15 protein-coding genes and 1 tRNA gene are annotated in these 16,546 nt (G+C 72.8%); 6 read left to right on the top strand and 10 right to left on the bottom strand.

What is annotated here, in order from left to right:
• Window positions 1–76: 76 nt before the first annotated feature.
• The 5 genes from ACVWWH_RS03615 to ACVWWH_RS03595 form a co-directional block, all read right to left on the bottom strand.
• Window positions 77–571 (bottom strand): GNAT family N-acetyltransferase, encoded by a 495-nt coding sequence (locus tag ACVWWH_RS03615; RefSeq protein WP_457315646.1) that lies wholly within the window; start codon window positions 569–571, stop codon window positions 77–79.
• 65 nt (window positions 572–636) lie between these two features.
• Complete coding sequence (locus tag ACVWWH_RS03610; RefSeq protein WP_066501022.1) at window positions 637–1,737, bottom strand: pyridoxal-phosphate-dependent aminotransferase family protein; 1,101 nt, start codon at window positions 1,735–1,737, stop codon at window positions 637–639.
• Window positions 1,738–1,828: 91 nt separating this feature from the next.
• Window positions 1,829–3,208, bottom strand: coding sequence for an APC family permease (locus ACVWWH_RS03605; RefSeq protein WP_457315645.1), 1,380 nt, complete (start codon window positions 3,206–3,208; stop codon window positions 1,829–1,831).
• Window positions 3,209–3,320: 112 nt separating this feature from the next.
• Window positions 3,321–4,367 (bottom strand): agmatine deiminase family protein, encoded by a 1,047-nt coding sequence (locus tag ACVWWH_RS03600; RefSeq protein ID WP_457315644.1) that lies wholly within the window; start codon window positions 4,365–4,367, stop codon window positions 3,321–3,323.
• On the bottom strand, window positions 4,364–5,482 hold the full coding sequence (locus ACVWWH_RS03595; protein ID WP_457315643.1) for a nitrilase-related carbon-nitrogen hydrolase: 1,119 nt from the start codon (window positions 5,480–5,482) through the stop codon (window positions 4,364–4,366). Before ACVWWH_RS03595 ends, ACVWWH_RS03600 begins: the two co-directional genes overlap by 4 nt.
• A 276-nt stretch (window positions 5,483–5,758) precedes the next feature.
• On the opposite strand from ACVWWH_RS03595, the gene ACVWWH_RS03590 reads away from it, so the two are divergent.
• Both ACVWWH_RS03590 and ACVWWH_RS03585 read left to right on the top strand, forming a co-directional pair.
• Window positions 5,759–6,520, top strand: a complete 762-nt coding sequence (locus ACVWWH_RS03590; RefSeq protein ID WP_457315642.1) for a TetR/AcrR family transcriptional regulator — start codon at window positions 5,759–5,761, stop codon at window positions 6,518–6,520.
• Between the two features lie 103 nt (window positions 6,521–6,623).
• A complete protein-coding gene (locus ACVWWH_RS03585) occupies window positions 6,624–8,042 on the top strand; it encodes a flavin monoamine oxidase family protein (protein ID WP_457315641.1) in 1,419 nt (472 codons plus the stop codon).
• 39 nt (window positions 8,043–8,081) lie between these two features.
• On the opposite strand, the gene ACVWWH_RS03580 is transcribed toward ACVWWH_RS03585, so the two are convergent.
• Window positions 8,082–8,753 carry a methyltransferase domain-containing protein gene (locus ACVWWH_RS03580; RefSeq protein WP_066501001.1) on the bottom strand — a complete coding sequence of 224 codons (672 nt, stop codon included), beginning with the start codon at window positions 8,751–8,753 and terminating at the stop codon, window positions 8,082–8,084.
• Between the two features lie 55 nt (window positions 8,754–8,808).
• Here ACVWWH_RS03580 and ACVWWH_RS03575 point away from each other — a divergent pair, with 55 nt between their 5' ends.
• Entirely contained in the window at window positions 8,809–10,464 is a 1,656-nt protein-coding gene (locus tag ACVWWH_RS03575) for an FAD-binding dehydrogenase (RefSeq protein WP_066500998.1), read from the top strand.
• Here ACVWWH_RS03575 and ACVWWH_RS03570 read toward each other — a convergent pair.
• Entirely contained in the window at window positions 10,461–11,030 is a 570-nt protein-coding gene (locus ACVWWH_RS03570; RefSeq protein WP_066500996.1) for a hypothetical protein, read from the bottom strand. The genes ACVWWH_RS03575 and ACVWWH_RS03570 overlap by 4 nt on opposite strands.
• 123 nt (window positions 11,031–11,153) lie before the next feature.
• Window positions 11,154–11,227 (bottom strand) — tRNA-Met (locus ACVWWH_RS03565).
• 94 nt (window positions 11,228–11,321) lie between these two features.
• Between ACVWWH_RS03565 and ACVWWH_RS03560 the strand changes: the two genes are divergently transcribed.
• Window positions 11,322–12,389, top strand: coding sequence for a YihY/virulence factor BrkB family protein (locus tag ACVWWH_RS03560; protein WP_066500994.1), 1,068 nt, complete (start codon window positions 11,322–11,324; stop codon window positions 12,387–12,389).
• 63 nt (window positions 12,390–12,452) lie between these two features.
• Here the strand turns inward: ACVWWH_RS03560 and purB are convergent, their stop codons facing one another.
• Window positions 12,453–13,904, bottom strand: coding sequence for an adenylosuccinate lyase (purB, locus tag ACVWWH_RS03555; protein WP_066500991.1), 1,452 nt, complete (start codon window positions 13,902–13,904; stop codon window positions 12,453–12,455).
• Between the two features lie 185 nt (window positions 13,905–14,089).
• Between purB and ACVWWH_RS03550 the strand changes: the two genes are divergently transcribed.
• Window positions 14,090–14,620, top strand: a complete 531-nt coding sequence (locus tag ACVWWH_RS03550) for a hypothetical protein (RefSeq protein WP_457315640.1) — start codon at window positions 14,090–14,092, stop codon at window positions 14,618–14,620.
• Window positions 14,617–16,038, top strand: coding sequence for a hypothetical protein (locus tag ACVWWH_RS03545; RefSeq protein WP_457315639.1), 1,422 nt, complete (start codon window positions 14,617–14,619; stop codon window positions 16,036–16,038). Before ACVWWH_RS03550 ends, ACVWWH_RS03545 begins: the two co-directional genes overlap by 4 nt.
• On the opposite strand, the gene ACVWWH_RS03540 is transcribed toward ACVWWH_RS03545, so the two are convergent.
• A complete protein-coding gene (locus ACVWWH_RS03540; RefSeq protein ID WP_066500981.1) occupies window positions 16,004–16,429 on the bottom strand; it encodes a phage holin family protein in 426 nt (141 codons plus the stop codon). The genes ACVWWH_RS03545 and ACVWWH_RS03540 overlap by 35 nt on opposite strands.
• Window positions 16,430–16,546 lie beyond the last annotated feature (117 nt).

Raw genomic sequence — 16,546 nt, 5'->3', positions numbered from 1 at the left:
CCCCTCCCGACACGCGGCGTGGGCGCTGAAAGCAGGTCGGTCTTGGGCGGCGCCGGATTCCGGTCCCGTTCGCCGGTCACTGTCCGGCGCACGACGCCGGCCGCCGCGCCTCGAGCACGAGGCCGCGGCCGCCGTCGAACGTCACCCCCTGGAACGAGGCGCCCGAGGCGACCTGCCGGAACCCCAGGCCCCCGTGCAGCGCGATCGCGGCCGCGTTGCGCGCGTTCGTGATGCAGTAGGCGGCGTCGGCACGCTCCCAGATCCAGGCCAGCCGGGCCTCGGTGAGCGCGCGCCCGGCTCCGCGGCGTCGGGCGGCGGGGTGGACCACGATGCCGCCGAGGTAGTGGCCGGCCGGCGCCCCGCCGTCCGGCGCGGGGTAAACGTGGGTCTTGGCGCAGCCGAGCAGCCGGCCGTCGGCCAGCGCCGGGCCGGCCAGCTCCCCGTCGGCCAGCGCCACGACGGCGATCCGGTCCGGCCGCGGGGCGAGGGCGGCGGCCGCCCAGTCGGGGCGCCCCGCGGCGCGGACCACGGCATTCACGGCCGCAAGGTCGCCCGGGACGGCGGGGCGCACGGCCCAGCTCCTTCGGCCCCACCCCGAAGCCGCCCCGGCGTCCCCGGCCGCCCAGTCCACGGGCGTCAGCGCACGGCGCCGATCGCCTCGCCCAGCGCGCCGAGGACGAGCGTCACCGAGGCAGGGTTGGCGTTGGGGCCCATGAGCCCGATCCGCCAGACGGTGTCGGCGAACTCGCCCACCCCGGCACCGATCTCGATCGAGTACTGCTCGAGGAGGATCCGGCGCACGCGCGCGGAGGAGACGCCGTCCGGGACGCGCACGGTGGTCAGGCTCGGCAGGCGGCTGCCCTCGGCGGCGAACAGCTCCAGTCCCATGTCCTCGAGCCCCTCGCGCAGGGCGTCCGCGGCGGCCTCGTGGCGGGCCCACACGGTGGGCAGCCCCTCGGCGAGGATCCGGTCGAGCCCGGCCTCGAGCCCGGCGATCATGGTCACCGGCGCGGTGTGATGGTAGGTCCGGGTGCGGCCCTGGGCGGCGCCGACGTACCCGCCGAGCAGGCCGATGTCGAAGTACCAGGAGCGCGGCTCGCGGACCCGCCGCTCGAACGCGCGCTCGGAGACGGTGAACGGGGACAGGCCGGGCGGGACTCCGAGGCACTTCTGGGTGCCCGCGTAGCCGATGTCGACGCCCCACTCGTCCGCGAGGAGTTCGAGGCCGCCGATCGACGTCACGGCGTCGGCCAGCAGGAGCGCGTCCCCCTTGCCTGCCCCGAGGGCGGCGATGTCGGAGCGGACGCCCGTGGACGTCTCGGCGTGCACGGCCGCGATGATCTTCGGCGACGGGTGGGCGGCGAGGACGCGCTCGGCGTCGACCGGCTGCCCCCACTCGTGGTCCACGCGCACCACCTCGGCCCCACAGCGCCGGGCCACCTCGCACATCCGCTCGCCGAAGAGCCCGTTGACCGCCACGACCACCGGGTCGCCCGGCTCGACGAAGTTCACGAACGCCGCCTCCATGCCGCCCGAGCCGGTGGCCGAGACGGGCCATGTGCGCGCGTTCGCCGTGCCCCACACCTCGCGCAGCCCGGCCGAGACGCGGTCCAGCCGCTCGATGAACGCCGGGTCCAGGTGCCCGATCACGGGGAACGAGAGCGCGGCCATGACCTCCGGGTATGCGTTCCCCGGGCCGGGTCCGAACAGGTAGCGGAACGGCAGGATCTCCCTCATGCGCCCACCCTACCCACGGCGAGGCGCGACGTCGCCGGGCCGGGTCGCGGACCCGGCCCGGCGGCGTCGTGCGTCGGGGAAGGAGGTGAGGTCAGACGCGGGGGCCGGCGAGGTGCTCGAGCTCCACGGCGTCCTCCTCGTTCATGCTCACGTTGACCGTGCGGCGGAAGCCACGGGTGATCACGAGCAGGCACACGGCGCCGATCCCGAGCCAGATGGCCCCGTACACCAGCGCGTCCATCTGCAGGTTCGCCCACAGGACGCCGGTCAGCACCATGCCGACCACGGGCAGCACGATGTTGACCAGGATCTCCTTCGGCGTGCGGATCTCCTTCTTGCGCAGCACGAAGAACACCACCACGGTCAGGTTCACGAACGTGAAGGCGATGAGCGCGCCGAAGTTGATCATCGAGGAGATGAACTCGAGCGTGAACGGGATCGCGAGGAGGGAGACGGCGCCGACGAACAGCACCGCGAAGGACGGGGTGCGGAACCGCGGGTGGACGAAGGAGAAGAACCGCGAGACGGGGCCGCGGCCGTTGCGGCCCATCACGTAGATCATGCGGGACACCGAGGCGTGCGAGGCGAGGCTCGAGGCCACCGTCGCGGCGAAGGCGGCCGAGGTGAAGAGGACCTTGAACAGCTCGCCGCCGACCTTGAGCGCCATCTCGGGCAGGGTGTCGTCGGTGTTGTCGAAGCCGTCCAGCGTGGGGAACACCGACTGGCCGAACCAGGCGGCGATGAAGAAGATGGTCCCGCCGATCAGCAGGGCCAGGACGATCGCCTTCGGCACGGTGGTGGCGTCCTTGGCCTCTTCCGTGTACATCGTGATCGCGTCGAAGCCGATGAAGGAGAAGCACACCACGGTCGCGCCGCTGATGACCGCGGAGGCGTCCACGCCGCCGTGGAAGAGCGGGGCCGAGCTGAACACCGCGCCGGTGCCGGTGCCGTGGGCGAGGGCGTTCCAGGCCAGGACCACGAAGGCGCCGATCAGCACGATCTCGAAGACCACGAGGATGCCGTTGATCTTCGAGGTCGAGTTCATGCTCCACAGGTTCATCGCGGTGATGATGACCACGTAGGCCACCACCCAGATCCACGAGGGCACGTCCGGGAAGAAGGACTCCATGTAGATGCGCACGATCACGGCGTTCACGAGCGGCAGGAGGAGGTAGTCGAGCAGGGACGCCCAGCCGACGAGGAAGCCCACGTTGGGGTGCATGGTCTCGGACGTGTACGTGTAGGCCGAGCCGGCCGAGGGGAAGAAGCGGGTCATGCGGCCGTAGCTGATCGCGGTGAAGACCATCGCGACGAGTGCCACGAGGTAGGCCAGCGGGACCACGCCGTTGGTCTCGCCGGAGACGATGCCGAACGTGTCGAAGACAGTGGTCGGGGTCATGTACCCGAGGCCGAGGCCGACGATGGCCCACAGGCCCAGCGACCGCTTGAGCGTGGAGGAGTTCTGGGACATCAGCAGTATTGTCCTTCGTGTGTGTCCGCCGTCACAAACGGCGGCGGATGGGTGGGGCCCGGGGCCGGGCTGGGGACAGTCACCCCTCGGGTGGAGGCTGTGCGCGTGGTGGTCAGGCGTGCGCCGGGGTGGCCGGCTGCTGCTGGGTGATGCAGTGGATCCCGCCCCCGCGGGAGAAGATGACCCGCGCGTCGACCGCGCTCACGTGCCGGCCGCGGTAGGCGTCGGCGAGGATGCGCAGCGCCTTCTCGTCGTGCGGGTCGTTGAAGGTGCAGGCCACGAGGCCGCCGTTGACGGCCACGTGGTTGATGTAGCTGAAGTCCACCCAGCCCTCGCCGTCGTGCAGCTGGGCCGGGGCCGGGACCTCGATGATGGTCCACGGCGTCCCGTCCGCGGTGCGCGAGGCGTGCAGGACCTCGAGGATCTGGCCCGTGACCTCGTGGTCCGGGTGCTCGGGGCTGTGCTGGACATGGACCAGGAGGGTGCCCGGGCTCGGGATCGCCGCGACCAGGTCCACGTGGCCCCGCGTGCCGAAGCGCTCCGAGTCCCGCGTGAGGCCGCGGGGGAGCCAGACGGCGTGGCGTGCGCCGATGGTGCGCTCGAGCTCGGCCTCGACCTGGGCCTTCGTGGCGCCCGGGTTGCGGCCCGGGTCGAGCTGGACGGTCTCGGTGAGCAGGACCGTGCCGCGCCCGTCGACCTGGATCCCGCCGCCCTCGTTCACGAGGCTGCTCGGGACGAGCTCTGCGCCCGCGGTCTGGGCGACCGTGCCGCCGATCCGGGCGTCGTCCTCCCACGAGGCCCAGTCCTGCTGGCCCCAGCCGTTGAACACCCAGTCGACGGCGCCGAGGCGGGCGGGGCCGCCATCTGCGGGGGTGCCGAGGACGAAGCTCGGGCCCATGTCCCGGATCCAGGCGTCGTCGAGGGCCGCCTCCAGCAGGCCGACCCGCGGGCCGAGGTACGCCTCGGCGATCGCGCGGTCCTCGGGCCGGACCACCATGGTCACGGGCTCGTAGCGGCGCGCGGCGTGGGCCACGGCCGCCCAGGCCGCGCGCGCCTCGTGGGCGTCCTCGGTCGTCTCGCCGAGCGTGTACCCGCCGGAGGGCCAGGCCATCCACAGCCGCTCGTGCGGGTCGGTCTCCGCGGGCATCCGCCAGCTCATGCGCGCGCCCCTTCTAGCTGCTGCGTTCCTGCTGCCGAGGGGACCGCCGGTGAGCGGACCGCCGGTGAGCCGGACGACGCCGGTGCGTCGCCGCCGTCGTGCGTCCCGCCGGAGTGGGGTGCCGGCTCGGGCGAGCCGGGCCGGCCGGTGGTGCCGAACGGGTGCGCGGGGTCCACGGGCGCGGTGAGCGCGGCGTAGGTGTCCGGGCGGCGGGTGGTGAGGAACGGGAAGAGGGTGAGCCAGTCGCGGCGCGCGTCGAGGTCGAGGTCCGCGACGAGCACGGCCGAGCCCTCGCGCGGGGCGCGGGCCAGGATCCGGCCGTACGGGTCCGAGATGAAGGACGAGCCGTAGAAGGTCACGAGGCCCTCGGCGCCCCAGCGGTTCGGGACCACCATGAACGTGCCGTTGGCGATCCCGTTGCCCACGATCACCTGCCGCCACAGCGGTTCCGTGTCGAAGTCGGGGTGACCGGGCTCGGAGCCGATCGCGGTCGGGTAGGCGAGGATCTCCGCGCCCGCGAGCGAGTAGGCGCGGGCGAGCTCGGGGAACCATTCGTCCCAGCACGTCGGCAGGCCGAGGCGAGCCCCGCCGAGCTCGGCGGGGGAGTGGACGGGGTACGGGCTGCCCGCTTCGGGGCCGGGGCGGAAGAACCTGTCCTCGTAGTAGCCCTCGGTCACCGGGATGTGGAGCTTGTCCGTGGCGGCGAGGAGCCTGCCGTCGGGGGCCACGAGGATCGCGGTGTTGTAGCCGAGGGGGCCCCCTGCGGCGCCCCTGCGGTACAGGCTGGCGTGGACGCAGATGCCGTGGGCGGCGGCGGCGCGGCGGGCGAACGCGAGCGTGCGGCCGGTCTCGAGGTCCTCGGCGATGCTGCTGGGCGTGTAGTCGGGCAGCGTGTCCGCCGGGTAGCGGGAGAGCGTGAGCTCGGGGAGGAAGACGACCGCTGCTCCGCGGGCGGCAGCGCGGCGGATGCCCTCCTCGAGCTCGGCCTCGGTCGCCGCGGGGTCCTCGTGCCAGCGGTGCTGGACGACGCCGACGCACAGGGGAGCGCGCCTCGGAGCGTCCGTTTCCGTGCGGGCCCACGACACCGGGGGCTGCAGGGCAAGGATCTCGTGCATGGAAGTCCTTCGGGGAAGTTGGGGGGTCTGAGATGACCCGGAGGGGGCGCGGGGTGGGCGCCTAAATGAATCGCGTTCGTTTATTAGAGCAGTGACCTGCGCCACGGTCAACCCCCCCTCCGACCCGGGGTCACGTCTCCAGCGACCCGGGGTCGCGTCTCCAGCGACCCGGGGTCACGTCTCGTGCGACGCGGGGTCAGGTCTCGTGCGACGCGGGGTCAGGTCCCACCGCCCGAGCTCGAAAAGGGCTCCTCGCGGTCCCCTAGACTCCGAGGCATGGAATCCCCCGACTCCCGCGAGGCGTCCACTCAGGCCGCGCCGCGCCGCCGCGGCCGTCCCCCGAGCCCTGTCCTCTCGCGGGGGAAGATCACCACGGCGGCGCTCGCCGTCGTCGCCCGGACCGGCTACGAGGGGCTCACCATGGCAGCCCTTGCCCGCGAGCTCAGGACCGCGCCGTCCGCGCTCTACAACCACGTGAAGTCCAAGGACGAGGTCCTCAACTGGGTCCAGGACGACGTCTGCGAGACGATCGACACTTCCGGCTTCGGCGCGGATCCTTGGGACCTGGCGCTGACGCGGTGGGCCTACTCGTACCGCGAGGCCTTCGCGCCGCATCCCCCGCTCATCCCCATCATCGCGGTCTTCCCGGTGGCCGGCGCCCCGCACACCCTCGCCATGTACGAGCGCGTGGCTGCGGGGCTCCGCGATGGCGGATGGCCCGAGGACATGGTCGTCGATGTGATCGTTGCGGTCGAGTCGTTCGTCCTCGGTTCTGCCATGGATGTTTCGGCCCCGGAGGGGATCTTTGACGTCGGCGATCGCCCTGAGCTCGCGCCCACCTTCGCGGCTGCTGTCTCCGCGCGTCCGGCGAGGGGTGCCGCCTCGGCTGACGCCGCCTTCGGCCTGGGGCTCAGCGCACTCGTCGCTGGTCTACGGGGCACGCTGGCGGCGGTGCGCGCCACACGCGGCTTACCCCGCGTCGGGTGGGAGGTGACCCCGCGTCGGGTGGGAGGTGACCCCGCGTCGGGTGGGAGGTGACCCCGCGTCGGGGAGGGAGGGAGGGGGTTGTGGGGGGCCTTCTAATGAACTACATTCATTTTGAGACCTCCCCCACATCCCCTCCTGTCGAAGGAAGACCATCATGTCCCAGCCCCAGACCCCTGCCGCCCGGACCCGCGAGGCCGATGTCGTCGTCGTCGGTGCCGGCCCCGCCGGCCTCATGGCCGCCCGGACCCTCGCGAAGGAGGGCCAGCGCGTCGTCGTCCTCGAGGCCCGCGACCGCGTGGGCGGCCGCACCTGGAGCGACACGATCGACGGCGCGTTCCTCGAGATCGGCGGCCAGTGGATCAGCCCCGACCAGACCGAGCTCCTGGGCCTCGTCGACGAGCTCGGCAAGGAGACCTTCCAGCGCTACCGCGAGGGCGAGAACGTCTACGTCGCCCCGGACGGCACCCGCACGGTCTACGCCGGTGCGGACTTCCCGGTCTCCCCGGGCACCCTCGCCGAGGTCGAGCGCCTCACCGCCATCCTCGACGCCCTCGCCGCCGAGCTCGGCGCCGAGCAGCCGTGGGCCCACCCGAAGGCGCGCGGGCTCGACACGGTCAGCTTCCACCACTGGCTCCGCGGCCAGTCCGCTGACGAGGAGGCCTGCAACCTCGTGGGCCTCTTCATCGCCGGCGGCATGCTGACCAAGCCGGCCCACGCGTTCTCGGCCCTGCAGGCAGTCCTCATGGCCGCCTCGGCCGGGTCGTTCAGCAACCTCCTCGACGAGGACTTCATCCTCGACAGGCGCGTGGTGGGCGGCATGCAGTCCGTGAGCGAGGCGATGGCCGCCGAGCTCGGCGACGCCGTGGTCCTCGGCGCCCCGGTCCGCACCCTGGAGTGGGAGGGGAGCGAGGGCGGGATCGGCAGCGTCACCGCGACGGCCGACGGCGGCACCGCCGGCCGCGTCACGGTCACCGCGAGCCGGGCGATCCTCGCGGTCCCGCCCACGCTCTACAGCCGCATCTCCTACGTCCCGGCCCTGCCGCGGCGCCAGCACCAGCTGCACCAGCACCTCTCCATGGGCCTCGTCATCAAGGTCCACGCCGTCTACGACCGCCCGTTCTGGCGCGAGGCCAAGCTCTCCGGCACGTGCTTCGGCGCGGACCAGCTCGTCCAGGAGGTCTACGACAACACGAACCACGGCGACTCCCGCGGCACCCTCGTGGGCTTCGTCTCGGACGAGAAGGCGGACGCGGTGTTCCGCCTCTCGCCCGAGGAGCGCAGGGCCGCGATCCTCGCCTCGATCGCCCACTACCTCGGCGACGACGCCCTCACCCCGGAGGTCTACTACGAGTCGGACTGGGGCTCGGAGGAGTGGACCCGCGGCGCCTACGCGGCGAGCTTCGACCTCGGCGGCCTCTCCCGGTACGGCGCGGACCAGCGCAGGCCGGTCGGCCCGATCCACTGGGCCTGCTCCGACCTCGCGGCCGAGGGGTACCAGCACGTGGACGGCGCCCTGCGCATGGGCCGGCGCGCCGCGGAGGAGGCCATCGAGGCGCTGTCCCCGGCGCTCTGACGGGGCCCCGCTCTGACGCGGGCCCCGCTCTGACGCGCGTCAGCGGGCACGCACGGCACCGGTGATGTGCCACGCGAGGCCCCGGTGCGCGTACACCGGGTCGAGCCCGTGCCGGCGGACCACGTCGACCATCGCCGCGGGGTCGTGGGTGTAGCCCCGGTACGTCTTGCCCGTGGCGCGCATGAAGGCGTTGACGGCCGTGAATCCGGCACGGTGGAACAGGTTCCGCGGCGGGTAGCTGAACACGAGCGCGCGCCGCGCGTGCCGGGCCGCCGCGCCGAGGAGCTTGACGTAGTCGGGGTAGCAGCACACGACGCGGTGGAGGATGACGACGTCCGCCGGCCCGACGGCGTCGGGCGTCTCCGCGATGTCCACCCCGAGGCGGCGCGAGACGCGCCCGCCCAGCCCCGCCCGTTCGACGAGCCGCTCGGCGTTGGACTCGTAGGCGTCGGAGAGCTCGAGGTTCTCGGTGCGGCCGGCCCCGCGCTTGAGGAGCTCGAGCTGGATCTCGCCCACGCCGCCCCCGATCTCGAGGACGCTCGCACCCTCGATGCCGGTGCCCGCCAGGAAGTCCACGATCCGCTGTTCGACGGGGCGCAGGCCCTTCCGCTCGTAGCGCCTCGTGATGCTGCGGGAGAAGGACGGGGTGAAGACCGCGCTGTACCTCGTCGGGTCGGTGTTCCCGGGGCCGGGCCCGCAGCAGCCGGACATGGCTCCAGTATGCGGCACCGTTGACGCGCGCGGGATGGGCGGAAAGGCTGGGCCCATGGCAGATCAGACGGTCCAGGCGGACGTGTGCGTGGTGGGGGCCGGGCTCGCGGGACTCGTGGCGGCGGTCGAGGCCGCGGACGCCGGCCGGGAGGTCGTGGTCCTCGACCAGGAGCCGCCGCAGTCGCTCGGCGGCCAGGCGCACTGGTCCCTCGGCGGCCTCTTCCTCGTCGGCTCGCCCGAGCAGCGGCGCATGGGCGTGCGGGACTCGCTCGCCCTGGCCCGGCAGGACTGGTTCGGCTCCGCCCAGTTCGACCGCCCCGAGGACTACTGGCCCCGGCTCTGGGCCGAGGCCTACCTGGACTTCGCGGCCGGCGAGAAGCGCGCGTGGCTGCACGGCATGGGCGTGCGCTTCTTCCCGGTGGTGGGCTGGGCCGAGCGCGGCGACGGGCGCGCGGACGGCCACGGCAACTCCGTGCCGCGCTTCCACCTCGTCTGGGGCACCGGCCCCGGCGTCCTCGCGCCGTTCGTCCGCCGCGCCCGGGCGCACGCAGACGCCGCCCGCATCCGCTTCCTGTTCCGGCACCGCGTCGACGAGGTGGTGACCCACGACGGCGCCGCGACCGGCGTGCGCGGAGCCCGCCTCGCGCCGTCGGACGCCGAGCGCGGGACGGCGAGCGGCCGGCGCGTGGTGGGGGAGTTCGAGGTGGAGGCGGGCGCGATCGTGATCGCCTCCGGCGGGGTCGGCGGCAACCACGACATGGTCCGCAGGCTGTGGCCCGAGCGCCTCGGCACCCCGCCGCGCACCATGGTGGCGGGTGTGCCGGCCCACGTGGACGGGCGCATGCTCCCGATCGCCGAGGCGGCCGGTGCGCGCGTCATCAACGGCGACCGCATGTGGCACTACACGGAGGGGCTGCGGAACTGGAATCCGGTGTGGGAGAACCACGGGATCCGGATCCTGCCCGGTCCCTCCTCGGTGTGGCTCGACGCCCTGGGCAGGAGGCTGCCGGCGCCGCTGTTCCCCGGGTTCGACACCCTCGGGACGCTCAAGCACCTGCGGGCCACGGGGTACGACTACTCGTGGTTCGTGCTCACGCAGTCGATCATCGAGAAGGAGTTCGCGCTCTCCGGGTCCGAGCAGAACCCGGACCTGACCGGCAAGGACTTCCGGCTCCTGGCCTCACGCCTGCGGCCGGGCGCGGCGGCTCCGATCGAGGCGTTCAAGGAGCACGGCGAGGACTTCGTGGTCGCCCGGACCCTGGGCGAGCTCGTCGAGGGGATGAACCGGGTGGGGGAGCCAGGGCTCGTGTCCGAGCCGGCCGTGCGGGCGGTGCTCGAGGCGCGCGACGCCGAGATCGAGAACGCCTTCGGCAAGGACGCCCAGGTCACCTTCCTGCGCGCGCACCGGAAGTACCTCGGCGACCGGCTCATCCGGGTCGCCGCGCCGCACCGGATCCTCGATCCCCGGCACGGCCCGCTGATCGCGGTGCGGCTCAACATCCTCACGCGCAAGACCCTCGGCGGCCTCGAGACCGACCTCTCCGGCCGCTGCCTGGCCCCGTCGGGGCGGCCGGTCCCCGGGCTGTTCGCCGCGGGGGAGGCGGCCGGCTTCGGGGGCGGCGGGATGATGGGCTACAACGCCCTGGAGGGCACGTTCCTGGGCGGCTGCCTCTTCTCCGGCCGCGTGGCGGGGCGTTCCGCCGGGGCCTAGGACAGCGAGACCGGGACGGACCTCTCCCCAGCCGGGAATCTGAATGTGAGGGTGAGAGACCGCGCGCTGGCAGGGACGACGAACCGGACCACTCCCGTGGTGCTCGAGTCCGACGGGACGACCACGTCGAGGCCGGAGGTGGGTGAGTAGACGTCCGAACCGGCCGCGACGCGGAACCCTGCATCCCAGAAGTTGGCGTCATACCGGCCGTAGTTGAAGCAGCGCACGGTGAACTCGATGGCGCTCAGGCCGTCGGCGTCGGGCCTGGCCGACGCGCTCACCACGGTGTACTCGAGGTCACCGACACGCTGGGGCTGGTTGGTGACCTGGACGGCGGCAGGGGGTGCCGAGGCGATGGCTGTTTCCGGGATGGAGCTTTGGGCTGGGCGCGCCGGATTAGCGGCGGCCGAGCTCTTCACGGTGGTGGCGGCCGTCCCCTGCGAGTTGAGCTGGACGAGGCCGAAGAACAGACCCGCCAGGGCGGTGATCAGCGCGGCCACACCGGTGAGGATGCCGGGGAGGGTGCTCCACCACGACGGGGGACGATGTTCTTCGGAGTCCGACATGCCGACCACCTGAGGATGGAAGTCCCCTTGATGATAGGCCCCGCTGGCCGCCCCGTACACGGACTCGGCGGGTTCGGGCATGCAGAAGGCCCCCGGTCCGTGTGGACCGGGGGCCTTCGTCAGTTGCGGGGGCAGGATTTGAACCTACGACCTCTGGGTTATGAGCCCAGCGAGCTACCGAACTGCTCCACCCCGCGGCGCTTGATCTACTTTACACGCGCCGCGGCCGGAGGCGAAATCGGCGGCCGAATGGTCCGATTGCCCCCCGGCCGGTCTGGGTAAGTACCGCGCATGACCGACCAGAACGCTGCCCAGACCGCGCAGAAGGAGTCCTCGGCCCCAGCGCCCGACGACGACGTGAAGCCGGAACGCATCCGCGACGTCACGAAGCCTTCCTGGAAGTACATCGCCCTGAAGACCTTCCGCGAGTTCAGCAACGACGCCTGCCCAGACCTCGCGGCGTCGCTGACGTACTACGCGGTGCTCTCCCTGTTCCCGGCGCTCCTCGCCCTCGTCTCGATCCTCGGGCTCTTCGGCCAGGCTGAGACGACCGTGAACGGGATGATGGACATCGTCCAGTCCGTGGCCCCCGGCGCCGCGGCGGACACGGTCCGCGGGCCCGTCGAGGAACTTGTGAAGAGCCCTGCCGCCGGGCTCGCCCTGATCGGCGGCATCCTCGGTGCCCTCTGGTCCGCCTCCGGCTACGTCGGCGCGTTCGGACGGGCGATGAACCGCATCTACGAGGTCGGCGAGGGCCGGGGCTTCGTCCGGCTCCGCGGCACCATGCTCGCCGTGACGATCGCCTCGGTGATCCTCGTGGCGATCGTCTCCGCCATGCTGGTCCTCAGCGGCCCCGTCGCGGAGGCCGTGGGCAATGTGATCGGGCTGGGCGGCGTGGCCGTCATGGTCTGGAACATCGCCAAGTGGCCGGTCCTGCTGGCCCTCGTGATCGTCCTCATCGCGACGCTCTACTACTTCACCCCGAACGTGAAGCAGCCCAAGTTCCGCTGGGTGACTGCCGGCTCGCTCATGGCCCTGGTCGTGCTCGCGGTGACCACCGCCGGCTTCGGGTTCTACGTGGCCAACTTCGGCCACTACAACAAGACCTATGGGGCCCTCGGCAGCGTCATCATCCTGCTGCTGTGGCTCTGGCTCGTGAACATGTCCCTGCTCTTCGGCGCCGAGTTCGACGCCGAGACGGAGCGCGGCCGCGAGCTTCAGGCGGGGATCGGGGCCGAGGAGTCGATCCAGCTGCCGCCGAAGGACACCGCGCAGATCGAGAAGAAGCAGAAGGTGGCGCAGGAGGACATCCGCAAGGCGCGCGAGCTGCGGCAGGGGCTCGCCCGCCCGCAGGAGTAGGCCGGGAGACGCGAACGGCGCGCCGACACCGCAAGGTGCCGGCGCGCCGTCGTGCGCGGCAGGCTAGCCGAGGTGGTCGACCAGCCGGCCGGCGACCCCGTTGTAGGTGGCCGGGGTGAGGGCGAGCAGGCGGGCCTCGGCATCGGCGGAGAGGCCGAGCCCGGAGACGAACTCCTTCATGCGCGCGGCATCCACGCGGTGGCCGCGGGTGAGGTCCTTGAGCCGCTCGTAGGGGTTGTCCATCCCCGGCACCCCGGCGATCGCCTCGGCGCGCATGACCATCTGGATGGCCTCCGCGAGGACCTCCCAGTTCGTGTCGAGGTCCGCGGCGAGGACGTCCTCGGCGACGTCGAGGCGCTCGAGGCCCTTGGCGACGTTCGAGATCGCCAGCAGGGAGTGGCCGAACGCCACGCCGATGTTGCGCTGGGAGGACGAGTCGGTCAGGTCGCGCTGCCAGCGGGAGGTCACGAGCGTCGCGCCGAGCGTGTCGAGGAGGGCCGAGGAGATCTCGAGGTTCGCCTCGGCGTTCTCGAAGCGGATCGGGTTGACCTTGTGCGGCATGGTCGAGGAACCGGTGGCGCCCGCGACGGGGATCTGGGCGAAGTACCCGATCGAGATGTAGCTCCAGATGTCCGTGCACACGTTGTGCAGGATCCGGTTGAAGCGGGCCATGTCCGCGTACAGCTCGGCCTGCCAGTCGTGGCTCTCGATCTGGGTGGTCAGCGGGTTCCACGTGAGGCCGAGGCCCTCGACGAACGTCTGGGAGACCTGCTGCCAGTCCGCGCCGGGCACGGAGGCGTAGTGGGCGGCGTAGGTGCCGGTGGCGCCGTTGATCTTGCCGAGGTACTCGGTGCGGGCAATGCGGTCGAGCTGGCGGGTGAGGCGGTGGGCGATGACCGCGAGCTCCTTGCCGAGGGTGGTGGGCGTGGCAGGCTGGCCGTGCGTGCGCGAGAGCATCGGGACGTCGCGGTTGGCCCGCGCCATCTGGGCGACCTGCTCCACGAGCGCGCGCGCCGCCGGCAGCCAGACGTCCTCGACGGCACCCTTGATCCCGAGGGCGTAGGAGAGGTTGTTGATGTCCTCGGAGGTGCAGCCGAAGTGCACCATCGGGGTCAGGTCCTTGATGCCCAGGCCCTCGAGGCGGCGGCCGATGTAGTACTCCACGGCCTTCACGTCGTGGACTGTCACGGCCTCGATCTCGGCCAGCTCGGCGACGGAGGCGGCGTCGAACTCGGTGACGATAGCCCGGAGCCCGGCCTCCTGCTCGGCCGTGAGCGGCCCGGCGCCCGGGAGCACGGAGTTCTTGGTGAGGTGGATGAGCCATTCGACCTCGACGGCCACACGGTCCCGGTTCAGGGCGGCCTCGGAGAGGTAGTCGACCAGCGGCGCGACCGCGGGGCGGTAGCGGCCGTCGAGCGGTCCGAGGGCGATGGGCCTGGCGGCGTCCTCGCCGGCCACGGCCAGGGAGAGACGTCCGGACGGGATGCGCGAGGGGGAATCAGCCATGGCCTCCATTCTTCCATGCCCGGCCCGGGCCCCTGCAGGCTGTGACAGGCGGTTGCGGCCGCCCCGGCGGTCCTCCGCGTGCGCGCCGGGCGCGTTGTCCACATACGACGCCGGTCGGTCGCCGCGGATCTCCCCGCCCGCCTAGCGTCGGGGCATGGGGCTCCGCCAGGAGCGCTGGTAGCGGGGGAGGGACCATGGCCGGGACGTCGGGCAGCGGCTTCAGCGGGTGGGGGTCGGCCTCGGGGCTCGACGGGCCGGAGGCCGGGGGAGGGCCGGGAGAGGGCCGGCCGTGCGGGCATGACGAGGCGGAACTGCGGGCAGCGGCGGCACAGCTCGCCGCGGCAGGGGAGGAGCTCGAAGGCGCGCGTGCCGCGGTGGCCCGCGCCGGCGCCGCCGACTGGGACGGGCCGGCCGCGTCCGCGTTCAAGGGGACGGCCGCGGCGCTCACGGCCCAGCTCGCGCCGATCGCCACGGCGCTGGCCGGCCTCGCGCTGACCGTGGGATCCGTGCAGTCGGAGGCTGCCGGCTGCCGCGGCGCGGCCCCCGTGCCCTTCGCCAGTGCGGCTCCGACGAGGGGGCTGGTGGTCGAGGGGCGGACGGGTCCCATCGCGCCCCTGCCGTCGCGCGGCCCGGCCCTGCGCCTTCCGGCGCCTGTTGGCCCGGTGTTCGCGCGCGGGCTGCCGGACCCGGCCTCCGCGCCGGGTGCGGAGGCGGGGTGCCGGTGAGCGGGGACGGGTCCGATCGGACGGCTGCGCGCGATCCGTCGACGTTCACGGTCACGGGCGGCGAGGCCTTCCGGGTGAACGCCGAGGCCCTCCAGGAGGCCGCGGCTTCCCTCACGGCAGCGCTCTCCTGTGCCGACGCGGTGATCGGCCGGCTGGAGTCGGCGCGCGCCGCGGCCTGGCGGGGCGTCTGCGCCGGCAGTGCGACCGGGGCTGCCTTCGACGCCCGCGCCGCGGACCTGGTCGGGCAGGCGATGCGCGCGGCGCTCGACCTCCGCAGCGCGAGGGACGGCGTCGCCGCCGCGAAGGCCGGCTACCTTGCGGCGGAGGGGTGGGCCGCGATCGGAGGCATCGGGCTGCCGCTCGGCGCACGGCTGGCAGTCTCGGGCCTGGTGCCGTCGGGCTACCTGTGGAACCTCATCGGGATCCCTCCGGGCAGGCTGGGCGCGGCGGCCTTGCGGGGAGTTGCCACGGCGGTGGGCGACACCGTCCCGGGCCTGTCTCCGTGGATGCCGGCGGGTGCGCCCGATGACCGCATCAGCGTCGTCCGCCACGAGGTGGCCCCCGGAAGCGGGGATGCCTCCACCTTCGCCTACGCAGCGGAGAGCCTGAGGCAGGCGCAGGGCGCGGCGCCGCTCGAGGACGGGACGCCCGTGCCGCCGTCGTCGGTCCTCGTGGAGCGCATCCCCCGGGCCGACGGATCCACCGCCGTGGTGGTCACGGTCCCGGGCACCCAATCGTGGGCGCCGGACGATGCCCAGGGCGGCGTCTTCGACATCGAGGGCAACCTGGACGGCATGGACGGCAGGGACAGCCACGCGCGCCAGCTGATCGAGCGCGCCCTCGCGGACCAGGAGCTGATGGCCGGTGACTCCGTGGTCTTCAACGCGCACAGCCAGGGCTCGCTGCATGTCCTCGGACTCCTCGGGGACAAGGACTTCCGCTCCCGCTACCCCGTCGCCGCCGTGACCCTGCTCGGCGGGATCCCCACGGCGTTCCCCATCCCGGAGGACATCCCGGCGCTCACCGTCTCGAACGAGGCCGACGTCGTCCCTGCCCTCTCGGGGTCGTTCCCGGTCCCTCGCCCCAACGTCGTGGACGTGCAGACGCCGGAGCACGCAGACGGCGGAGGGATCGTGGGCGCCCACGACATCACGCAGTACGCAGCAGATGCCCGTGCGCTCGACCTGTCCAGCGACCCGTCCGTCCGCGGCTACGCCTCGGTCCTCGGCACCGTGGTCGGGACGGGCGTGGTAGGCGCCGGAGTGGTCCGCGCGGCGGGTGGAGGCGCGACGCCCACGGCGGCGCGTCGCGAGCGCTTCGTGTACACGGGAACCGACACCACGACGCCCCTGACGCCACGACTGGCCGGGGGAGCGGGTGCTCCTAGTCCTTCCGCAGGCCCAGGGCCCAGCCGGTGACCGCGGAGACGATGGCCACGATGATGGCGCCCAGTAGCGCCGTCACGAACGAGTCGAGGGTGAGGTGCACCGGGGTGTAGCCCGAGATCCACGCGGTGAGCCCGAGCATCGCGGCATTGATCACGAGCGCGAACAGGCCGAGGGTGAGGCAGGTGACGGGCAGGGACAGGAAGCTCACGATCGGCTTCACGACCGCGTTCACGAGCCCGAAGATGAGCCCGAGGAACAGGTAGCCGAGCACGATCCCCACGGTGTTGCTCGCCGTGCCGGCGCCCGCGTTCGCCGCCGCGCCCGCGGCGGCCGTGGTGGTGATGTCCATGCCGGGCAGGATCCACGCCGCAACCCAGAGGGCAAGCGCGCTGACAATGACGTGCAGGAGGAAGCGCATCATGCGCCTATGCTCCCACAGCGCCGGGCCCGCCAGCGCGGCACAGGTGTGGGGGCGGCGGTTAGGCTGTAGGTCATGACTTCACCGCTGAACGAGCACGACGGCGCCGACGCCGCCGCC

This window comes from Sinomonas sp. RB5 (assembly GCF_054063535.1).
Note: the sequence above shows the minus strand (reverse complement) of the source record. Positions and strands in the feature narration are given on the sequence as shown.

Excerpts from the sequence above, each read along its gene's own strand:
- ACVWWH_RS03600 (WP_457315644.1), bottom strand. The coding sequence starts at position 4,367 with ATGAGCTGGCGGATGCCCGCGGAGACCGACCCGCACGAGCGGCTGTGG.
- ACVWWH_RS03560 (WP_066500994.1), top strand. The coding sequence starts at position 11,322 with ATGACCGACCAGAACGCTGCCCAGACCGCGCAGAAGGAGTCCTCGGCC.
- ACVWWH_RS03550 (WP_457315640.1), top strand. The coding sequence starts at position 14,090 with ATGGCCGGGACGTCGGGCAGCGGCTTCAGCGGGTGGGGGTCGGCCTCG.
- ACVWWH_RS03595 (WP_457315643.1), bottom strand. The coding sequence starts at position 5,482 with ATGCACGAGATCCTTGCCCTGCAGCCCCCGGTGTCGTGGGCCCGCACG.
- ACVWWH_RS03540 (WP_066500981.1), bottom strand. The coding sequence starts at position 16,429 with ATGATGCGCTTCCTCCTGCACGTCATTGTCAGCGCGCTTGCCCTCTGG.
- ACVWWH_RS03570 (WP_066500996.1), bottom strand. The coding sequence starts at position 11,030 with ATGTCGGACTCCGAAGAACATCGTCCCCCGTCGTGGTGGAGCACCCTC.
- ACVWWH_RS03575 (WP_066500998.1), top strand. The coding sequence starts at position 8,809 with ATGGCAGATCAGACGGTCCAGGCGGACGTGTGCGTGGTGGGGGCCGGG.
- ACVWWH_RS03585 (WP_457315641.1), top strand. The coding sequence starts at position 6,624 with ATGTCCCAGCCCCAGACCCCTGCCGCCCGGACCCGCGAGGCCGATGTC.
- ACVWWH_RS03605 (WP_457315645.1), bottom strand. The coding sequence starts at position 3,208 with ATGTCCCAGAACTCCTCCACGCTCAAGCGGTCGCTGGGCCTGTGGGCC.
- purB (WP_066500991.1), bottom strand. The coding sequence starts at position 13,904 with ATGGAGGCCATGGCTGATTCCCCCTCGCGCATCCCGTCCGGACGTCTC.
- ACVWWH_RS03610 (WP_066501022.1), bottom strand. The coding sequence starts at position 1,737 with ATGAGGGAGATCCTGCCGTTCCGCTACCTGTTCGGACCCGGCCCGGGG.
- ACVWWH_RS03580 (WP_066501001.1), bottom strand. The coding sequence starts at position 8,753 with ATGTCCGGCTGCTGCGGGCCCGGCCCCGGGAACACCGACCCGACGAGG.
- ACVWWH_RS03590 (WP_457315642.1), top strand. The coding sequence starts at position 5,759 with ATGGAATCCCCCGACTCCCGCGAGGCGTCCACTCAGGCCGCGCCGCGC.